Here is an 18873-nt window from a genome sequence, read left to right as displayed (position 1 = left end):
CCACGCAAGCGCCGCCCGGCAGCGCTCAAAGCTTGATGCCGGCGCCTTTCACCGTGGGGGCGAGCACGCCCACCTGTTCCTTCACGATGCTCTCGAAGCGCGCCGTGCTTTCCGGCTTGGCGACGATGCCCAGCTCGATCAGCTTTTTCTGCACCTCCGGCATGACGAGCACTTCATTGCATGCCGTGTTGAGCTTCGTCACGATGTCCGGCGGCAGCTTGGCCGGCCCGCTGAGGCCGAAGAAGTTCTCCAGCACCAGCTTGGGCTGGCCCACCTCGACAATGCTCGACACCTCGGGCATGAGCGGCGAGCGCGTGGAGCCCGTCACGGCAAGCGGCACCAGTTGGCCGCTCTTGAAGAATGGCACGTAAGCGGTGATGACGTCGATGCCCACGGGGATCACGTTGGCGATCAGGTCGGTCGTCATCGGAGCGCCGCCGCGGTACGGCACGTGCACGAGGTTGGCTCCTGTGACCTTGCGGATCAGCTCGCCGTGGATGTGGCCGATCGATCCGGGGCCGCCCGACCCGAAGTCCAGCCGTCCTTCCTTGCGGGCCCGCGCGTCGAGCTCGGCATAGGTGGTGATGCCCGAGGGCTTGCTCGCCATGATCACCAGCGGCGCCGAACCCAGGAAGGCAATGTGCGTGAAGGCAGTCAGCGGATCGTATGGCTGCTTCTCCAGCGTGAACGGGCCCAGCGCGATCGGCGTGGTGTTCGACAGCATGAAGGTATAGCCGTCCGGCGGGGCCGCGGCCACCAGGGCGCCGCCAATGGTGCCGCCAGCGCCGGGCTTGTTGTCGACCACGACCGCCTGGCCGAGCTTGCGGGTCAGCTGCTCGCCCATCACGCGGGCGAGGATGTCACTCGACCCGCCTGCGGGAAAGGTCACGATGATCTTGATCGGCTTGTCCGGCCACTGGGCAAAAGCCGGCAACGCGATCGAGGCGGCGCCTGCAGCCAGCAACTGGAGCGCGCCGCGGCGCGTGGGGTGGGTGGTGGTGGTCATGGTGTCCTGCAGCAAAAGGGATGCCCGAACTTTAGGAACGCCAACATGGCACGCCAATCGCTTGTCCGCAATCAGCGGCATAGCAAAGCTCTGCCCCGGAGCCCGCCGGCGACTGTCGCCGGTGCGCCGAGGCACCAAAGCTGTGCAGCAACCGCCCATGTCACGCTCCAACGACCCATTCGACACCTATTTGCTGCGCGTGTTCAGCACGCTGATGAGCGAGCGCAGCGTCTCGCGGGCGGCCACGCGGCTGAACCAGTCGCAGCCCACGATCAGCACCGCGCTCAAGCGCCTGCGGGACATCTTCGACGACCCCTTGCTCATCAAGGACAAGCAGCGCATGGTGCCGACCGAGCGCGCGTTGCAGCTGGAAGCGTCGGTGCGCACCGTGCTCGGCGAGATCGACGGACTGCTGTCGCCAGGCGACGTCTTCGACCCCGCGACCACGCGGGAGACCTTCCGCATCGGCACGCCCGACTACCTCGCGCCGCCGCTGATGGCCGCCGTCGTCCACTACATGCGCACGACGGCGCCCGGCGCGCGGATGCTGATGCAGGCACTCGGCCCGGACTACGACTTCGACGCCGCCCTTGCCGAAGGCGAACTCGGCGTGGTGATCGGCAACTGGCCGCAGCCGCCGGAGCACCTGCGCACCACCTTGCTGCTGGAAGACGAGGTGGTCTGCCTGGTCGATCGCGACCATCCGGGCGCCAACGGACTGATGGTCACCGACTACCTGGAAGGCAACCACGTCGTGCCGCAGCTCTACAGCACGCTGCAGCGCGGCGTGGTCGAGACCCATCTGGCTGCCCAGCGACTGGCGCGCACGCCGACGGTGACCGTGCCCTATTTCTCCATGGCACCGCACCTGTTGCCCGGCACCGACCTCATCTTCACGACCAGCCGGCATTTCGCGCAGCACTTCGCGGCGATGCTGCCGCTGGCGGTCGTGCCGTCGCCGATCGACTTCCCGCCGATGCGCTTCTACCAGCTCTGGCATGGGCGCAACCAGCAGGCGCCGGGGCACATCTGGTTCCGATCGCTGCTGTCGGCCGTGATGCGCACGGCGGGGGCGACCCGGCATCTGCGGGTGACGGCGCCGGCAGCGCAGGACTTGCGGCAGTTCGCCTGACGCCGGGGCGCGGCAGGATTGCGCCGCCACGGCCGCCGACTGGCGCACGTTCCGCCAAAGCCGTGCATTGCCAAGGGCTTTTGAATCACAATGCCGGACCCCCACGCCCGGCCTTTTCCATGCCCGAGGTCCCACCCCGCCCGCTGTTGAAACCCGAGCACATCGCGATGATCGACAAAGGCGTGTCGACCATCGTCTCGTCGCGCAATTCCGCACTGCGGCCCAGCCTGATGCGCGCGATGGCCGCGAGCATCTCACCGGACGGCACGGAGGTCACGGTCTTCCTCGCGCGCGGCCAGGCACGCCAGCTGCTGCAGGACATCGCCGCGACCGGTCTTCTCGCAGTGGTGTTCAGCGAGCCGCTGAGCCACCGCACCGTGCAGGTGAAGGCGCGAAAGGCAGAACTCCGAGCAGCCGACGAGGGGGATCTGCCGGTCCTGCACCGCTACCTCGCGTCGATGGAATACGAGCTCGGTCTCGTCGGCTGCGATGTGCCCTTCGTACGGACGATCTTCTCGTTCCGGCTTGCCGAGCTGGTGGCGGTGCGCTTCAACCCGAGCGAGGCCTTCGACCAAACGCCCGGACCCAAGGCCGGCAGCGCGCTACCCCCGACGCCCACCTCGGCACCCGCATGACACCGGCCTCCCCGCCTCTCTCGCTCCACGCGATCCGTGCCTGCTTCGAAGGCGCGATCCCGGCCATCATGTCGACCTGCGCGGAAGACGGAACGCCCAACGTCGCCTACATCTCGCAGGTCAACTACGTGGACGAACGCCACGTCGCGCTGTCGTTCCAGTTCTTCAACAAGACCCGGCAGAACATCCTCGCCAACCCCTACAGCAGCGTGCTGCTGATCGACCCGAGCAGCGCCGGCTACTACCGGCTGCACCTGCGCTACCTGCGCACGGAGACCAGCGGCCCGCTGTTCGAGAGCATGAAGGCGCAGCTGGCCGGCATCGCCTCGTACTCGGGCATGGCCGGCGTATTCCGGTTGCTGGGCTCCGACGTGTACGAGGTCGAGGCCATCGAGAGCGTGGAGGGTGATCGCCTTCCACCGCAGACTCCCCGTTTCGGCCTGCTGGCCGGCGTACGGCGTTCGGCCGAGCGCCTCGCCGCCTGTGGGGCGACGGACGAGTTGTTGCAGACCGTGCTCGCGGTGCTGAACGACCATCTGGACGTGCGCCATGCCATGGTCCTGATGCTGGACACCGCCACGCAGCGCCTCTATACGGTGGCCAGTTGCGGGTATGCGACATCCGGTGTCGGCTCGGAGATCGAAATCGGACACGGCGTGATCGGCGTGGCCGCGCGCGAGCGCACGCCGGTGCGCATCAGCCACATGACGAACGCGGCGAGCTACAGCCACGCGGTGCGCAGCAGCATGCGCGAGACCGAGCCCGGACTCGTGCTCGATACCGAAATCTGCTTTCCGGGCCTGCCGGAGCCGCACAGCCAGCTGGCGGTGCCCATCGTCTCCAGCGGCCGCCTGCTGGGCGCGCTCTTCGTCGAAAGCCCGCAGGACATGCGCTTTGGCTTCGAGGATGAAGACGCGCTGGTCGCCATCGCCGGACACCTGGGCGCGGCGCTGGAACTGCTGCGCACCGCCGACGAGCCGGCGGCGCCTGCAGAGGAGCCCCGCGCGGCCAGTGCGCGGTCGACCACCGGCGCGCCGGTGCCGGTGCGCCACTACCTCGCGAACCACAGCGTCTTCATCGGAGACAGCTACCTGATCAAGGGCGTGGCGGGCGCCATCCTCGGCAAGCTGCTGCGCGAGTACTCTGAGCAAAGCCGCAGCGAATTCACCAATCGCGAGCTGCGGCTCGACCCCGCCATCGGACTGCCTGATCTATCAGACAACCTCGAGGCCCGGCTGGTGTTGTTGCAGCGCCGCCTGGTGGAGAACTGCCCGCACATCCGCATCGAGAAGACCGGCCGCGGCCGGTTTCGCCTGCGCATGGAACGGCCGGTCGCGCTCACCGAAATCCCCGGCTGAGCGCCGCCAAGGCCTCACCCCTGAACCAGACCCGTCGCGGCCGGCAGGTGGAGACTCGCGCTGAGCTTGGCCCACTCACGCTCGCTCAGGTGCGGGCGCACCACGTCGAGCGCCGCCGCGAGGGCCGGCGCAGGCGCATGGGCCTGCATGTCGCCCAGCATCGCGGTGCGCTCGGCAGGGTTCATGAAGGGCACCATCCAGCGCACGATGAACATCATCTCGTGTGGTGGGATCGAGGCGACCAGCGCGTTGTGGATCTCGATGAGTTCGGCGTCGGTGTAGCGCGCCCAGAGCACCGCGTTGTGCGCCGTCTCCTCGACATGCATGTGCTCGAAGTTGTGCGCGATGAAGAGCGAGAGCGCCCGGTACAGCGCGAGCGCGCCGGCGGCACGCGCCTCGGCATCGCATTGCAACAGCGCCGTGGTCTGGTTCGCCAGCACCGTGATCGCTTCCGTGTGCTCCGCGTGCTCGTGGGCGATCTGACCGCTGGCGCCCGGCGCGCGGGCCTCCATGGCGGTGTGCACGAATTCGTTCTCGTGCTGCAGATGCGAGCGGCAGAAATCCAGCAACTCCAGCACGCGTTGCGTGACCTGAGCGAGTTCCAGCGCATCGTCCACGTCCATGCGTCCGAGCGCGAGCAGGCTGTCGGCCATGAGTGCGCGCAGCGCCTTGTGGATACCGGCATACATGTCGATGCGGGGTGCCGCGGCCTCCGCAACCTGGCGCATTTCGCGCTGATCGATGTTCATTGGGGTGTCCTTCTTGGGGTCCAGCGGAAAGCGCACCGTGCACCTCCTGCTGGGAAAGAAGTCTAGAAATCCGCCGCTTCGCGCGCCGCTAAGAATTGCTTAAGCAATCCCTCACGGAACCTTAAAAACGCGTGCGGTCAGGCCCGGATGCCCGCCGCGCTACGATATCGCCTCAATTTCTTGGGGCGATATCCATGTTTGGCTTGTTCAAGTCAAAGCAGCCGACGCCGGGACGCGGCTTGTATCTGGTCAATGTGAAGGTGGCACGCGGCTCGAACCCCCGCATGCCGAAATCCCTGGCGGGGGCGTACGTGTCGGCCTATGTCACGGCAAACAACCATGAGTCGGCGACAACGCTCGCAGTGACCCGGTTGACGGCACAGGGCTACGAGTTCCTGGACACCCAGGGCCCCATCACTCGGCTCGACCATCGCCAGTGGTCCGCGCACGTCGCGCAATCGTGGCCCGAGTTCATCGACGAACTGCCCAAGCAGAACGAGATCGCCGAGGGCTTGCAAGGCGAGATGGTGTTCTTCGGTCCGTTCGTGGGCTACGAGCGGGCGGAACGGGTTGATCGCTGACCGGGTGCCGGTCGGCCTCCTCTTCAGCCTTTCGCGCCTCGGTAGCGCCAGAATCTGTAGCCGTGGAGGTCGCGCTCCTGCACGTACTCTTTTTGCAGGAAGTCCCTGAGCTTCGCAAACAGCTCCGGCTGTCCTTCGCACTTCGACTTGGCCAGCCCGCATGAATCGGGCGCCTCGACGATGTACAGCGGCTTGTTGCCCAGGGTGTCTGCCTGGTATTTCTCGTGCGTGTCCTTGAATCCGGAGAGCGCCGGATAGTAGTAGGTGATGCTCGTCGCCGAACGCCTGCCGGAAGCGGCCAGCAGCCAGGTCTCGGCACCGTGGACCAGCACGAAGTCGGAGGGCTTTGTGTTGCGCTGGAGATAGTCGGCCAGTTCGTTTTCCGGCGAGCCCGCGACGCCGGTGCCATGCTTCAACGAGCCCAGCATGGCGAAGGCCGGCGGCGCCAACGCGACCACGAAGGCCGGAACCACGAGCACCGCCCATTTGGCGTTCTTCCTCACGCCGGACAGGAAGCCGCCAGGGCCGCTCCCCAGGTTCAGCAAGGCGACGAACACCAGGGCGAGCGCCGGGGCGGCAAGCGAAGCGTAGTGCAAGTACCCTCTTCCCGAGGCCAACTGCGACAGCAACTCGACGCCGAAGATCGTGAACATCAACCAGTAGAACGAGTTCTTCTTTCCCTTGGGAACCTGCGTGTTCGACAGCAAGACGGCGGCGCCCATGAGGAGGCAGCCAAGGCCCAGGGGCGAAAGAAAGATGGCCTGCGACAGCGAGTACATGGCCACGACCCGTGCCACGAGGCTCGCTCCGCGCGAGTACGCGAAGTTGAACGACCAGTACTGCTCCACAAAGGCGCTCATCGCGCCCTTCTGGTAGAGCCAGAAAAGAATGGGCAGCACGACGACAGCGTATGAAACACCCATCAGGACGATCGACCTGAAGCGATGCCGGGTGCCGAAGACGACCAGGTAGAGGGCCAGGAAGCCCAGGCCCATCCCGTTGTTGAGACGCGTCAGCATCGCGACGGCCATCGCGATGCCGAGCGAGATGCACAGCCAGTCCAGCAGGCCCACCTTGTTCGATACCGACTCATCGCAAAAGTAGACGAAGGCCAGCGAATAGGTCACCAGGATGAACGGGATCAGCCAGGATTCCGTCAGGTTCCCCAACTCGAAGGTCGCGCAGTAAGTCAGCACGAACAGGGTCGCCGCCAGCACGACTGCGAAGGTCGGGAGCAGCCTTCTCCAGAGAGACATCGATATCGCCAGGCCAGCGAAGAGAAGGAGCCCTTCGAGAAGAATGATGCCCTTGGCGCTGTCCGTGAGAAGGTATCCCAGCGCATTGAAGATGTAGAGCAGCGGGCCTTTGTGATCCCACGAATCAACGTAGGGCATGCCCCCGCTGTTCATGATCATCCCGGTGTAGACGAAGACGCCCGAATCCCGGCCGATCGGCAAGGTGCGCAGCAGCAGGCCATAGGGCACCAGGACAAGGACAGCCGCGCCCAGGAGGGTGGCGATGCTCCAGGTCCCTGCAACTCTCTCCGAACTCTGGGGACGGCTGCTCATGGCGGTTCAAGCGTTCTTCACGGCGAGCGTCAAGCGCTCGCCGATGCTCTTGCCCGCCCTGATGGCGTAATTGGTGCCCCTGTCTTCCGGGTAGATCTGGGCCATCGAGCAGACGTGAAAGCCGCTCTTCGGGCCGTCTTCGCCCGGAATCAGACTGCTGTAGTTCTTCTCGACCACCGGCTGCGACCAACGGGCTCGCCACAGGTGATGCGCCTGAATCCACTTGCGTTCCATGGCAGGAAACATGGTCTTGAGGAATGGCAGCGCGAAATCCAGGAAATCGTCGGCGCCCATCGCATACAAGGGTTCCGTGTGTGGAAGGTACTTCGAGAGGTAGACGATGTGCTTGCCGCCGTAGGTCTCGGCTCGCTCGAAATTGGTGTGCTCGATCACGCCGACGAAGGGAAAGCTCGGGTCGTTGACGTTCAGCCAGTAGGTCTTGGACAGAGGCCGGTCCAGTTCGAGCACCAGGCACACGTTGCCGATGTACTGGATGCGCTCCAGGCTGTCGATGTAGTCAGCAGACGCCCAGCCGCGCACCATGTCCGCGACCAGCGGCAACGCCGGCGTTGCAATAACCCGATCCGAGGTGACTTCGCCGCTGGGCGTGGTCGCGATCCAGCGCTCACCGAGCGGTTCGATCTTCGAAACGGGCGTGTTGAGTTCGATGCGACCGCCCAGTTCCCTCACCCGGTTGGCCAAGGCCTCGGCCAGCGCGACGAACCCTCCCTTGAAGTAGGCAAGGCGTTCTTCACCGCCCTTGCCTCGGCTCCCGCCGCGCAGCTTGAGCTTGTTCCAGAACCAGACCGCCGACACCTGCTCCGCGTAGGGACCGAACTTCCCCTTGAGCAGCGGCTGCCAGACCACGCGGTAGACGTTTTCTCCACCCAGTTCGCGCAACCAGTCCTGCGCAGTCTTGTTCTCCAGGGCCTTCCAGTCCTTTACCTGGCGGGCGCGCAATGCGAGCAGGCCGAGGCGGATCCGGTCGACCAGACTCAAGGGCTTGAAGTTCAGCAGATCCCAGGGCGTGGACAGCTTGAAGAAATTGTTCGCGTAGTAGACGCCCGTGTTGGTCGGATTGACCTCGACGCGCTCGTCCAAGCCCAGTTCTTTGATCAATCCCATCACTTCAAGGTCGTTGGTGAACCAATGGTGATAGAAGCGGTCGAGGTTTTGGCCGCCTACTTCGAAGGCTGCGGCCAATCCGCCGACCTCCGATTCGGCTTCGAGAATCGTGACGTCGAAGCCCTTCTTGACCAGCTCATAGGCTGCAGTCAGCCCGGTAAAGCCCGCGCCAACAATCGTCACCTGCGTCGTGTGAGACAAACTCATGAGGAAACTGCCTTCAATTTCTCTTGCCGCTGATGGACCGGAAAGACCAACAAGTAAAGGCCACCCACGAGGGTGGGCGGAAGCCATAGCAATGCATGGACGAGCAGCGCATACGCGGTCGCCGCCACCGAGTCGTTGCCGAGCGTCGTCATCGCATGCACCGTGAAGAAATCGAAGGTGCCGATGTAGCCCGGCGTGCTGGGAATCAGCGTCGCCAGAGTGCCCACGGGCAATGCCAGCCAGCCAGCGAGCGGCGCTGAAAGTGTCGGCAATGCCAAGGCAGCGAACCAGAAGACGCAGCCCTCTGCCAACCAGGCCAGTACCGACCAGAGGACCAACCTGATCATGGTGCCCCCCTGCGCCAGGTGATGCAGCGTGCTCAGGCTCTTGTTGATTTCGTCGAAGAGCTTCTGACCGAAACCAGGCGCAACGCGAATAACCAGGCGCCCCATGGCGAGCACGAATGGCGTGAAGAAGCGCGGGAACAGAAGGACGAACAGGATGGCCAGTGCGGCAACGATCAAGGCCGCACTTCCGATTCCCGCAAAGTGCTTCGTGTCCAGACCGAACACTGCGACGGCCACGCCCAGGAGCACCAGCACCATCAGCAAGTCCAGCAAGCGCTCGACGAACAACGTTGCAACGACGACGCCGGAAGTCGTGCCCAGCTTCCTGTTGAATGCGAACGCACGAAGCGCGTCCCCGGCCCTGAAGGGCAGCACGTTGTTGGCCGCGAAGCTCGCCAACAAGGGCCCGGCGCAACGCTGCCATGTCAAACCAGGGCTGTCACGCTCCAGCATCGAGCGCCAGCGTTCGATCCTGCAGGAATAGCCCACCGCGAAAGCCAACAGGGCTGCGGTCACCCAGATGAAACTGGCGCCATCGAACGCCCTTCTGATTTCTTCGAAGCTGATCTGGCGAAGAATCAGCCAAAGAAACAGTGCCGCGAGACCAATGCCCAACAGCAATCGCAATGACTTCTTGGCGGTCATCGATTGACAACAACAGGGCTTCGAGACATGGCCGGGCCGGCTTTCTCGAAACCGAGGTATTCCTGGACCACGTACAGCGGCCTGTTCTTGATTTCGTTGTAGATGCGGCCGACGTATTCGCCAAGAACACCGACGCAGATCAATTGGACGCCGCCCATGAAGAGCACGGCGATCATCAAGGCGGTCCAGCCTTCCACCCACACACTGGTGAACAGGCGCAGCACGAGCGCGTACACGATGCCCAGCAGCGACACGGAGGCACAGGCCATGCCCAATGCCACCGACATCTGCAAAGGCTTGGTCGAGAAAGACAGGATCCCGTCCGTTGCGAAGCGGAGCATCTTGGTCAGGGGGTATTTGCTCTCCCCCGCAAATCGCTGGGCGCGTCGGTATGGCAGCGCGATCTGCTTGAATCCGACCCAGCTCACCATGCCGCGCACGAAACGGTCACGCTCCGGCATGGCACGCAGCGTATCCACGACATCCCGGCTCATGAGCCGAAAGTCGCCCGTATCCAGAGGGATCGCCACATCCGACAATTGGTTGAGCAGGCGGTAGAAGCCCCGAGCCGTCGCCAGCTTGAAGGCTGACTCGCCCGGGCGTTCCGTGCGGGTGCCGTAGACGACGTCGTAGCCTTCACGCCATTTGGCGATCATCTGGTGGACGACTTCGGGAGGATCCTGAAGGTCGGCGTCGATGAGCACGACCGCGTCGCCATTGGCGGCGTCAATTCCGGCCGTCACCGCAATCTGGTGACCGAAATTGCGCGCAAACCCTATGAGTTTGATCCGGGGATCTTCGGCGGCAAATTCCTTCAGGCGCTCTCGCGTGCGATCGCGGCTGCCGTCGTCGACGAAGATCAGTTCGACATCCAGATCCTGCAATTCGGCGCAGAAGGCCCTCATGCGCTTCATCGTCTCGCCAATCACCTCTTCCTCGTTGTAGCAAGGGATGACGACGGACAGCAGCTGCGTGTCCCTCGGCGATTCGGTCGCTGGCTCCGTCGACAAGCCCTCGGCGCGAAGTGAAGTGGAAGACCAGTGCGCACGGACTCTCTTCGTCCGGTCAACGGCTTCCCGAGCGACCGTCACGGGCACTGGGGTGATTCTCACGGCATCGCAGCTAACTTTTTCCATGGCATCCGCCCCAGAGGTCGTTGGAGAGCGCAGCAGTGCTGTTACCAGACACTACGAATGCCAAACTCTAACACTATGTTCTTACATGTGAAAACACTTCGTAAGGGTCAACCCGAACGGTATATGCCCAAGCTGTCGTTGGAAGAGCCGGGCCCGGCCGCGGGCCCCGAGATCGCCTTGGACGTCAAACGGTACGCATCCAATGAGATATGCCGAAGGGACAGCGTGTCACCGGGTCGGACCGGTGACACGCGACGCCCTCCGCTCACTCCCACTCGATCGTCGCCGGCGGCTTGCTGCTCACGTCGTAGGTGACGCGATTGATGCCTCGCACCTCGTTGATGATGCGCCCCGACACCTTCTTGAGCAGCGCATAGGGCAGCTCGGCCCAGTCAGCGGTCATGAAGTCGCTGGTCTGAACTGCACGCAGGGCCACAACGTAATCGTAGGTGCGGCCGTCGCCCATCACGCCGACGCTCTTGACTGGCAAAAACACGGTGAAGGCCTGGCTCGTGAGGTCGTACCAGCTCTTGCCGGTGGCGGGGTCGATGAAGTTGCGCAGTTCCTCGATGAAGATCGCATCGGCGCGGCGCAGCAGGTCGGCGTACTCCTTCTTGACCTCGCCGAGGATCCGAACGCCCAGGCCGGGGCCAGGAAACGGATGGCGATACACCATCTCGGGCGGCAGGCCGAGCGCGACACCGAGTTCGCGGACTTCATCCTTGAACAAGTCGCGTAGCGGCTCCAGCAGTTTGAGGCCCAGTTGCTCCGGCAGGCCGCCCACGTTGTGGTGGCTCTTGATGGTGACGGCCTTCTTGCTCTTGGCGCCGCCGGACTCGATCACGTCCGGATAGATGGTGCCCTGCGCCAGCCATTTGGCGCCCTTCGCGCCTGCGCTCGTGAGTTTGGCCGCCTCTTGCTTGAACACGGTGACGAACTCGCCGCCGATGATCTTGCGCTTGGCTTCGGGGTCGCTCACGCCGGCCAGCTTGCCGAGGAAAAGTTCGCTCGCATCGACGCGGATCACCTTGGCGTGCAGCTTGCCGACGAACATGTCCATCACCATGTCGCCTTCGTTCAGCCGCAGCAGACCGTGGTCGACGAAGACGCAGGTGAGTTGGTCGCCGATGGCGCGATGGATCAACGCAGCGGCCACCGACGAATCGACGCCGCCAGAGAGCCCGAGGATCACCTCCTCGTCGCCCACTTGCTTGCGGATGGCCTCCACCGCTTCGGCGATGTGGTCGCGCATGACCCAGTCGGGCTTGGCGCCGCAGATGCCGAGCACGAAGCGATCGAGGATCGCTTGGCCCTGCTGCGTGTGCGTGACTTCGGGGTGGAACTGCACGGCGTAGAAATGCCGATCCTCGTCGGCCATGCCGGCGATCGGGCAGCTCTCGGTCGAGGCCATCAGCTTGAAGCCGGGCGGCAGTGCGGTGACCTTGTCGCCGTGGCTCATCCAGACGTTGAGCATGCCGTGCCCGTCGTCGGTCGTGAAGTCCGCGATGTCCTTGAGCAGCTCGGTGTGGCCGCGTGCGCGGACCGCCGCAAAGCCGAACTCGCGCTTGTGGCCGCCTTCGACCTTGCCGCCCAGCTGGTGCGCCATGGTCTGCATGCCGTAGCAAATGCCCAGCACCGGCACGCCGAGCTCGAACACCGCTTGCGGCGCCTTGTCGGTCGTGTCTTCGTAGACGCTGGCGTGGCTGCCCGAAAGGATGACGCCCTTCAGGCTGCCGTCCTTCGCGTAGTCGCGAATCCACTCGTCCGTGACGTCGCAGGGATGCACCTCGCTGAGCACATGCGCCTCGCGCACGCGTCGCGCGATGAGCTGGGTGACTTGCGAGCCGAAATCGAGAATCAGGATCTTCTGGTGTTGCATGGGATTCAGTCGCCGCCGGGCCGCCCCAAGTCGACTGCAGCCCCCATGGGGGGCAGCGTAGTACACGAAGTGACAAGCGTGGGGGTCATTGCTTCACTCGGCGCGGTAGTTGGGCGCTTCCTTGGTGATCTGCACGTCGTGCACGTGGCTCTCGCGGATGCCGGCGGTGGTGATCTCGACGAACTCGGCCTTGTTCTTCATGTCCTCGATCGTGGCGCAACCGCAGTAGCCCATGCTGGCGCGCAAACCGCCGGACATCTGGTAGACGATCGACACCATCGAGCCCTTGTAGGGCACACGGCCTTCGATACCCTCGGGCACGAGCTTGTCGGCGTTGGGGTTGCCGGTCGTGGACTCCTGGAAGTAGCGGTCCGCACTGCCCTGCTGCATGGCGCCGATGGAGCCCATGCCGCGGTAGCTCTTGTAGCTGCGCCCCTGGAACAGCACGATCTCGCCTGGCGCCTCTTCGGTGCCAGCGAACATGCCGCCCATCATCACGGTGCTCGCGCCGGCGGCGATGGCCTTGGCAATGTCGCCCGAGTAGCGGATGCCGCCGTCGCCAATGAGCGGAATGCCGGTGCCCTGGAGTGCCGTCGCGACGTTGTCGATCGCCATGATCTGGGGCACGCCTACGCCCGCCACGATGCGCGTGGTACAGATGGAGCCCGGGCCGATGCCGACCTTGACCGCGTCGGCCCCTGCATCAGCGAGCGCGCGGGCCGCGTCGCCGGTGGCGATGTTGCCGCCGATCACGTCGACCTGCGGATAGTTCTTCTTGACCCAGCGCACGCGCTCGATCACCCCGGCGCTGTGGCCGTGGGCAGTATCGACGACGATGGCATCGACGCCGGCCTTCACGAGCGCTTCCACGCGCTCTTCCGTGCCCTCGCCCACGCCGACCGCGGCGCCGCACCGCAGGCGGCCGCTGGCGTCGCGGGCGGCATTCGGGAAGCTGGTCTGCTTGGTGATGTCCTTGACGGTGATCAGCCCCTTGAGTTCCCAGGCCTCGTTGATCACGAGCAGGCGTTCGAGCTTGTGCTTGTTGAGCAGTGCCTTCGCGTCCGCCAGCGTCGTGCCGTCAGGCACGGTGATGAGCTTGTCGCGCCGCGTCATGATCTCGCTGACCGGCACGTCGTAGCGGTTCTCGAAGCGCAGGTCGCGCCCCGTGACGATGCCGACCACCTTGCCCGCATCGCACACCGGGAAACCGGAGATTCCGAGCTGGTCGGACAGCGCCATGACCTGGCGTACGGTGTGCGTCGGCGTGATCACCACCGGATCGCGCAGCACGCCGGATTCGTAGCGCTTTACCTTGGCGACTTGCGCCGCCTGTTCGGCGGCGGTGAAGTTCTTGTGCACGATGCCGATGCCGCCTTCCTGCGCGATGGCGATCGCGAGGCGTGCTTCGGTCACGGTGTCCATCGCAGCCGACACGAGCGGCAGGTTCAGCGTGATATTTCGGGAGAGCCGGGTGGCGAGGGAGGTGTCCTTGGGGAGGACCTGGGAGAACGCTGGCACCAGCAACACATCGTCGAAGGTGAGCGCTTTGCCGAGAAGGCGCATGGGTGAAGCTCCAAAAGACGGATTGTAACGATGGCTCGGCATCCAATCAGGCGAAGGGAATTGCGCTTTCCCGCACGCATTCGGGTTCAAACATCCCGGAGTACCGAGAGAACGTTGCAAAAATGCCAGGGACAAAGTTGCAAAACGTAAGGCAGCGCTAAACTGCCGGCCATGAAATTCGCGCATCTGCTCGTCATCGGATCGGTCTTCCTGCTTCCGTTGGGCGCGCACGCCCAGTGGCAATGGGTCGACAAGGACAACAAGAAGGTGTTCAGTGACCAGGCGCCGCCGCCCGACATCCCCGAGAAAAACATCCTCCGCAAGCCCGGTGCGCCCAGCAAGCCACTGAGTTTCAGCACACCTGCTGCGCCGACGGAACCTGCGCCGGCAGCCGCGCCCGCCGCCAGCAGCAGCAAGACGGCGGGTGTCGACAAGCAACTCGAGGAAAAGACGAAGAAGACCGAGGAAGCCGAAAAGGCCAAGCAGGCCGCCGAAACGCAGAAGGTGGCGCAGGCGAAGGCCGAGAACTGCAATCGGGCTCGCCAGGGCAAGGCCACGATGGACAGTGGCATGCGCGTGGCCCGCATCAATGCGCAGGGCGAGCGCGAGATCATGGACGACAACGCACGTGCCGCGGAGCAACAACGCCTGCAATCGGTGATCGACGCCGACTGCAAGTAGAGCGAGCGAGCCTAGTACCCCGCCTTGCCGCCCTTGCGACGGCGTGCGAACAAGCCCGTTCCGCGAGCGCCCTGCTGCCGGAATCGTTCGCGCCGCGCGACTTTGGGATCGACGGTGAGCAGGCGGCACAGTTCGACCCTGTCGAGGTCTGCGAGAACCTGATCCCATTCGACCGCCCGGCCCCAGACGCCCGGGACAAGAGTCTGCCAATCGAGTTGCGGAAAGCTGGCGCCGAGACTGCTGGCTATCACCGCATCGCGCGCCGTCGCGCCCTCCGATAGCGACACGACCTGTTCGAACACCTCACGCGGCGCCGGCGAATAGGCCACCGTGACTTGCAGCATCAGGGCGTACCGTAGACGTGCTCGGCGCGCTTCACGAAAGCTTCGACCAGGTTCGAGGCGACCTTGTCGAACACGGGCCCCACCAGTGCCTGAAGCGCGAAGTTGCTGAACCCATAGCTGAGGTTGAGTTCGACGCGGCACGCTCGCTCGCCCTGCTCCCCCACGGGCGTGAACTTCCAGACACCGTCAAGATTGGAGAAGGGCCCATCGACCAGCTTCAGATGCACTTCGCGGCCGGGCACATGGGTGTTGCGGGTAGTGAAGCTCTGGTGAAAACCGCTGAAGGCGAGGCCGACTTCGGCGGTCATGCCGAGTTCGTCCTGCTCGATCACTTTCGAGCGGTCACACCACGGCAGAAATTCGGGATACTTCGCCACGTCGGTGACGAGGGCGTACATCTCTTCGGCGCTGTACCAGATCAGAACGGACTTGTGGACTGTTTTCATAGAATCGGCACCGCGTGCGCGACGGATTGTATTGAAGCCATGCAGCCCTCACCTGACACACCATGGCCACAAAAAAACAAGACACCTCCTCCCGGATCGCGGACAACAAGAAAGCCGCCTACAACTACTTCTTCGAGGAACGCTTCGAGGCGGGCATGGTGCTCGAAGGTTGGGAGGTCAAATCGCTGCGCGAAGGCAAGGTGCAGCTGACCGACGGCTACGTCGTGATCCGCGACGGCGAGCTGTTCGTGATCGGTTGTCAGATCAACCCCCTGCGCTCCGCGTCGACACACATCACTCCCGACTCCGTGCGCACCAAGAAGCTGCTGCTGCACAAGGAGCAGATCCGCCGCCTGATCGGCAAGGTGGAGCAAAAAGGCTATACGCTGGTGCCGCTCAATCTCCACTGGAAGGCGGGCAAGGTCAAATGCGAAATCGCACTGGCCAAGGGCAAGGCCGAGCACGACAAGCGCGACACCATCAAGGACCGCGAAGGCAAGCGTGAAGTCGAGCGGGCCATGAAGAGTCGCAGCCGCTGAAGGAACACATCGATGGCGCTTCAACCCCTCGACGCCGCGCGCGTCAACCCACTCGAGGGCGGTCCGAGCTTTTCGCTGGGCAATCGGATCCTGCGCGCCGTGTGGAACCTGAGCTGGGCGCTGCTCGCGTCGTGGACGCCGCCGCAGATGCGCTTCTGGCGCCGCTTTCTCCTGAAGCTGTTCGGCGCACAGATGGGCGAATCCAGCGACGTGCGCGGTAGCGCACGGGTCTGGTATCCGCCCCACCTGCATCTAGCCGATCGCGCGCTGCTGGCCGAACGGGTCACTTGCTACAACATGGCGCCGATTTCTCTTGGCCGCGCGGCGCTGGTGTCGCAAGGGGCGCATCTCTGCGCCGGCAGCCATGACATCTCGTCGGCCACCTTCCAACTGACCGCGCAACCGATCGTGATCGGCGCGCAGGCGTGGATTGCAGCCGAGGCTTTCGTCGGGCCCGGCGTCGAGGTGGGCGAAGGTGCGGTGCTGGGCGCGCGGAGCGTCGCGTTCCGGTCACTCGACCCATGGACCGTGTATGGCGGAAATCCGGCGAAGCCGCTCAAGCGGCGCGTGCTCCGCGGTGGTCCGGCCGGCGGAACCTGACCTTTTTTCGACGCGCATGGAATAAACGTCGGTGCGCCGGCGTTAGTGCAGCAGACAACCACGATCGATGATCTGCTCCACACCATGGATTCCCGCCTCCTCGTCGACCACATTCCCAGCCTGCGGCGCTATGCCCGCGCGCTGACGGGCGACCGCTGGGCTGCCGACGACCTGGTGCAGGACACGCTGGAGCGCGCCTGCAGCAAGTGGCGGCTGTGGATCGTCGGGAGCGACCTCCGTGCCTGGCTCTTCACCGTCATGCACAACGTGTTCGTGAGCCAAGCCCGGCGCGCACCGGCAACGCGCGCGGCTGCTGTCGACATCGACGATGTCGTGCTTGACCTACGCGGCGTGGATTCGACCCGTGACCAGGCCATCGACCTGCAACGCTGCCTGCTGCTTCTGCCCGAGGAACAGCGCGCCGTGCTGCTGTTGGTAGCGCTCGAAGACCTCTCCTACGCGCAAGTGGCCAAGGTGCTGGGCATTCCGGCTGGCACCGTGATGTCGCGCCTCTCGCGGGCTCGCGCCCGCCTGCAGGACCTGATGGACGGGACGCCTTCTCCCGTGGCGGCCCGCCCCGGCTTGCGTCGCCTCAAGTGAATCGGCTATCGCCATGAACACCCCTACTCCTCCCCCTGACGATGACCTGGCCGCATGGGAGGCCCAGCGCGACGCATTGCGGCGACTGCATCGCGAAGTGCTCGACGAACCCGTTCCGCCGGCCTTGCTGGCCGCGGCGGGCCTGGCTGATGAGCAACATGCCCGACAAGCCACATGGATGCGTTGGGGCGGCAGGGCGGCGGGCATTGCTCTCGCCTTCGGCGCGGGCTGGCTGGCGAACACGCAATGGGCTTCATCGCAGGCAGGCGCGGCCCTGTCGCGCGCGCCGGCCACACGGGAATTCGTGCATGCCGCTTCTGTGGCGCATGCGGTGTACGCGCCCGAGAAGCGGCATCCCGTCGAAGTGGCTGCGGCCGAGCAGCAGCATCTCGCCCAATGGCTCTCGAAGCGGCTCGACAAGCCACTCCAGGTGCCCGACCTGTCGGCCGAAGGTTACGCACTGGTCGGCGGTCGCCTGCTGCCCGGCAGCGAAGGCGCCCGCGCACAGTTCATGTTCGAACGGGCCAGCGGCGAGCGCATCACGCTGTACATCGGCAGCCTCGGTTCAGGCGCAGATCCGTCGCGGTCGGGAGAGACGGCCTTCCGCTACTCGGCGGACGGTCCGGTCCCCAGCTTCTATTGGGTCGATCGAGGCTTTGGCTATGCCCTGAGCGGAGCGCTCTCGCGTGACACGTTGCTCAGCCTCGCGACGGTGGTCTACCGTCAGCTTGAAAAAACAGCGGGATAGACTGTTCCGTCTGCATTCGTTTTTTAACCGAAGGAGAAAACTCGATGAAACTTCTCAGCGCCTCGATCCTTGCCGCCGCCCTGCTCGCAGGATGCGGAAGCATGTCACCTGCGCCGGACACGCCGACGCGCACGTCCGAAGGCGTACTGATCGGCCCGTCCGGCATGACCCTCTACACCTTCGATCGCGATGCAGCCGGTAGCGGCAAGTCGGCCTGCAACGGACCGTGCGCCACCAACTGGCCGCCGCTGAGCGTGGCCGACAGCGCCAAGCCCATAGGCGCCTACACCATCATCGTTCGCGACGACGGCAAGAAGCAATGGGCCTACAAGGGCTGGCCGCTCTACTACTGGGCGAAGGACACCAAGGCCGGCGACAAGACGGGCGACGGCTTCAACGGCGTGTGGAAGGTGGCGCGCCCTTGAGTCAAGAAACCCGTCGCGAGGCGGGTTGAATGAAAAAGGCCGGCTTGCATGCCGGCCTTTTCGCTGGAGGGCCACCGCCAATCAGCAACGTCCCTTCTTCGCCTGACCCGGAGGGCAGTGATGGCCGCCGTGGCCATGGTCATCATCGCGGTCGTAATGATCATCGTGCCCGTGGTGCTTGTCCTTCTTGCGCTTGGAAGCCTTCCAGTTCGGCTCGACCCAGCGCCAACCGCCGTCCGCGCGCACCCAGCGTCCCGGCGCGTAGATGTGATCGGGGCGCGCTGGCTCCCAGTAACCCTGCCGCCAGTCATAGGCGTTGTGTTGCCATTGCCAGTTCCCTGGCACCCAGACGTAGCCCGAGCGCTGCGGCGGCATCACCTCGTAGCGCGGCGGCGGCGGAGCCGCCATGACAACGCCGGGCACGTTGATGTTGATCGATACCTGGGCCGTCGAGCAAAGGGGCGCCGCAAGCAAGACGCAGGCAGCCAATGCAGTGGAAAGTCGCATCAATACATCCTCAAAAAACAAACAACGTCTTGCGGGTCAAGCAGGCATCAGT

General features: G+C 64.5%; 21 protein-coding genes. 10 read left to right on the top strand and 11 right to left on the bottom strand.

The genetic code is table 11. The annotated features are described in order from the left end of the window. Positions 1-25: 25 nt before the first annotated feature. Entirely contained in the window at positions 26-1006 is a 981-nt protein-coding gene (locus QTI04_RS10120) for a tripartite tricarboxylate transporter substrate binding protein (protein ID WP_286615442.1), read from the bottom strand. Positions 1007-1163: 157 nt separating this feature from the next. On the opposite strand from QTI04_RS10120, the gene QTI04_RS10115 reads away from it, so the two are divergent. The 3 genes from QTI04_RS10115 (at position 1164) to QTI04_RS10105 (ending at position 4131) form a co-directional block, all read left to right on the top strand. Next, positions 1164-2138 carry a LysR family transcriptional regulator gene (locus QTI04_RS10115; protein ID WP_286615441.1) on the top strand — a complete coding sequence of 325 codons (975 nt, stop codon included), beginning with the start codon at positions 1164-1166 and terminating at the stop codon, positions 2136-2138. A gap of 119 nt (positions 2139-2257) precedes the next feature. Next, positions 2258-2773 carry a hypothetical protein gene (locus tag QTI04_RS10110; protein ID WP_286615439.1) on the top strand — a complete coding sequence of 172 codons (516 nt, stop codon included), beginning with the start codon at positions 2258-2260 and terminating at the stop codon, positions 2771-2773. Beyond that, positions 2770-4131: a GAF domain-containing protein gene (locus tag QTI04_RS10105; RefSeq protein ID WP_286615438.1), complete on the top strand. Its 1362-nt coding sequence runs from the start codon at positions 2770-2772 to the stop codon at positions 4129-4131. The genes QTI04_RS10110 and QTI04_RS10105 overlap by 4 nt, the downstream gene beginning before the upstream one ends. A gap of 14 nt (positions 4132-4145) precedes the next feature. On the opposite strand, the gene QTI04_RS10100 is transcribed toward QTI04_RS10105, so the two are convergent. Next, positions 4146-4880: a hemerythrin domain-containing protein gene (locus QTI04_RS10100; RefSeq protein ID WP_286615437.1), complete on the bottom strand. Its 735-nt coding sequence runs from the start codon at positions 4878-4880 to the stop codon at positions 4146-4148. Between the two features lie 284 nt (positions 4881-5164). On the opposite strand from QTI04_RS10100, the gene QTI04_RS10095 reads away from it, so the two are divergent. Further along, positions 5165-5461 carry a hypothetical protein gene (locus tag QTI04_RS10095; RefSeq protein WP_286615436.1) on the top strand — a complete coding sequence of 99 codons (297 nt, stop codon included), beginning with the start codon at positions 5165-5167 and terminating at the stop codon, positions 5459-5461. A gap of 23 nt (positions 5462-5484) precedes the next feature. On the opposite strand, the gene QTI04_RS10090 is transcribed toward QTI04_RS10095, so the two are convergent. The 6 genes from QTI04_RS10090 to guaB form a co-directional block, all read right to left on the bottom strand. Beyond that, positions 5485-7029 (bottom strand): hypothetical protein, encoded by a 1545-nt coding sequence (locus QTI04_RS10090; RefSeq protein WP_286615435.1) that lies wholly within the window; start codon positions 7027-7029, stop codon positions 5485-5487. Between the two features lie 6 nt (positions 7030-7035). Continuing rightward, a complete protein-coding gene (locus tag QTI04_RS10085) occupies positions 7036-8361 on the bottom strand; it encodes an NAD(P)/FAD-dependent oxidoreductase (RefSeq protein ID WP_286615432.1) in 1326 nt (441 codons plus the stop codon). Further along, entirely contained in the window at positions 8358-9353 is a 996-nt protein-coding gene (locus QTI04_RS10080; protein ID WP_286615430.1) for a lysylphosphatidylglycerol synthase transmembrane domain-containing protein, read from the bottom strand. The genes QTI04_RS10085 and QTI04_RS10080 overlap by 4 nt, the downstream gene beginning before the upstream one ends. Then, complete coding sequence (locus QTI04_RS10075) at positions 9350-10363, bottom strand: glycosyltransferase family 2 protein (protein WP_286615429.1); 1014 nt, start codon at positions 10361-10363, stop codon at positions 9350-9352. Before QTI04_RS10075 ends, QTI04_RS10080 begins: the two co-directional genes overlap by 4 nt. Before the next feature lie 391 nt (positions 10364-10754). Continuing rightward, complete coding sequence (gene guaA, locus QTI04_RS10070) at positions 10755-12368, bottom strand: glutamine-hydrolyzing GMP synthase (protein WP_286615428.1); 1614 nt, start codon at positions 12366-12368, stop codon at positions 10755-10757. Positions 12369-12461: 93 nt separating this feature from the next. Further along, positions 12462-13931, bottom strand: coding sequence for an IMP dehydrogenase (gene guaB / locus QTI04_RS10065; RefSeq protein ID WP_286598776.1), 1470 nt, complete (start codon positions 13929-13931; stop codon positions 12462-12464). Between the two features lie 171 nt (positions 13932-14102). On the opposite strand from guaB, the gene QTI04_RS10060 reads away from it, so the two are divergent. After that, positions 14103-14612, top strand: coding sequence for a DUF4124 domain-containing protein (locus QTI04_RS10060; RefSeq protein ID WP_286598778.1), 510 nt, complete (start codon positions 14103-14105; stop codon positions 14610-14612). 11 nt (positions 14613-14623) lie between these two features. On the opposite strand, the gene QTI04_RS10055 is transcribed toward QTI04_RS10060, so the two are convergent. Together QTI04_RS10055 and QTI04_RS10050 are read right to left on the bottom strand one after the other, a co-directional pair. Next, positions 14624-14956 carry an RnfH family protein gene (locus QTI04_RS10055; protein ID WP_286615427.1) on the bottom strand — a complete coding sequence of 111 codons (333 nt, stop codon included), beginning with the start codon at positions 14954-14956 and terminating at the stop codon, positions 14624-14626. After that, positions 14956-15402 carry a type II toxin-antitoxin system RatA family toxin gene (locus tag QTI04_RS10050; protein ID WP_286598782.1) on the bottom strand — a complete coding sequence of 149 codons (447 nt, stop codon included), beginning with the start codon at positions 15400-15402 and terminating at the stop codon, positions 14956-14958. Before QTI04_RS10050 ends, QTI04_RS10055 begins: the two co-directional genes overlap by 1 nt. A 62-nt stretch (positions 15403-15464) precedes the next feature. On the opposite strand from QTI04_RS10050, the gene smpB reads away from it, so the two are divergent. The 5 genes from smpB to QTI04_RS10025 all read left to right on the top strand — a co-directional run bounded on the left by smpB (position 15465) and on the right by QTI04_RS10025 (position 18314). Further along, on the top strand, positions 15465-15941 hold the full coding sequence (smpB, locus tag QTI04_RS10045) for an SsrA-binding protein SmpB (RefSeq protein ID WP_286615425.1): 477 nt from the start codon (positions 15465-15467) through the stop codon (positions 15939-15941). A 12-nt stretch (positions 15942-15953) separates the two neighbouring features. After that, on the top strand, positions 15954-16541 hold the full coding sequence (locus QTI04_RS10040) for a putative colanic acid biosynthesis acetyltransferase (protein ID WP_286615424.1): 588 nt from the start codon (positions 15954-15956) through the stop codon (positions 16539-16541). An 84-nt stretch (positions 16542-16625) separates the two neighbouring features. Beyond that, positions 16626-17141, top strand: coding sequence for an RNA polymerase sigma factor (locus QTI04_RS10035; protein ID WP_286598791.1), 516 nt, complete (start codon positions 16626-16628; stop codon positions 17139-17141). 13 nt (positions 17142-17154) lie between these two features. Further along, positions 17155-17889, top strand: a complete 735-nt coding sequence (locus QTI04_RS10030) for an anti-sigma factor (RefSeq protein WP_286615422.1) — start codon at positions 17155-17157, stop codon at positions 17887-17889. A 44-nt stretch (positions 17890-17933) separates the two neighbouring features. Beyond that, entirely contained in the window at positions 17934-18314 is a 381-nt protein-coding gene (locus QTI04_RS10025) for an ATP-binding protein (protein ID WP_286615420.1), read from the top strand. 81 nt (positions 18315-18395) lie between these two features. Here the strand turns inward: QTI04_RS10025 and QTI04_RS10020 are convergent, their stop codons facing one another. Continuing rightward, the gene (locus QTI04_RS10020) at positions 18396-18821 is read right to left on the bottom strand and encodes a YXWGXW repeat-containing protein (RefSeq protein WP_286615419.1); all 426 of its coding nucleotides are present in this window, start codon (positions 18819-18821) and stop codon (positions 18396-18398) included. Between the last annotated feature and the right edge of the window lie 52 nt (positions 18822-18873).

This window comes from Variovorax sp. J22R115 (assembly GCF_030317005.1).
Lineage (GTDB): Bacteria > Pseudomonadota > Gammaproteobacteria > Burkholderiales > Burkholderiaceae_C > Variovorax.
The sequence above is the reverse complement of the archived record's forward strand: the minus strand, read 5'-3'. Positions and strand labels throughout refer to the sequence as shown.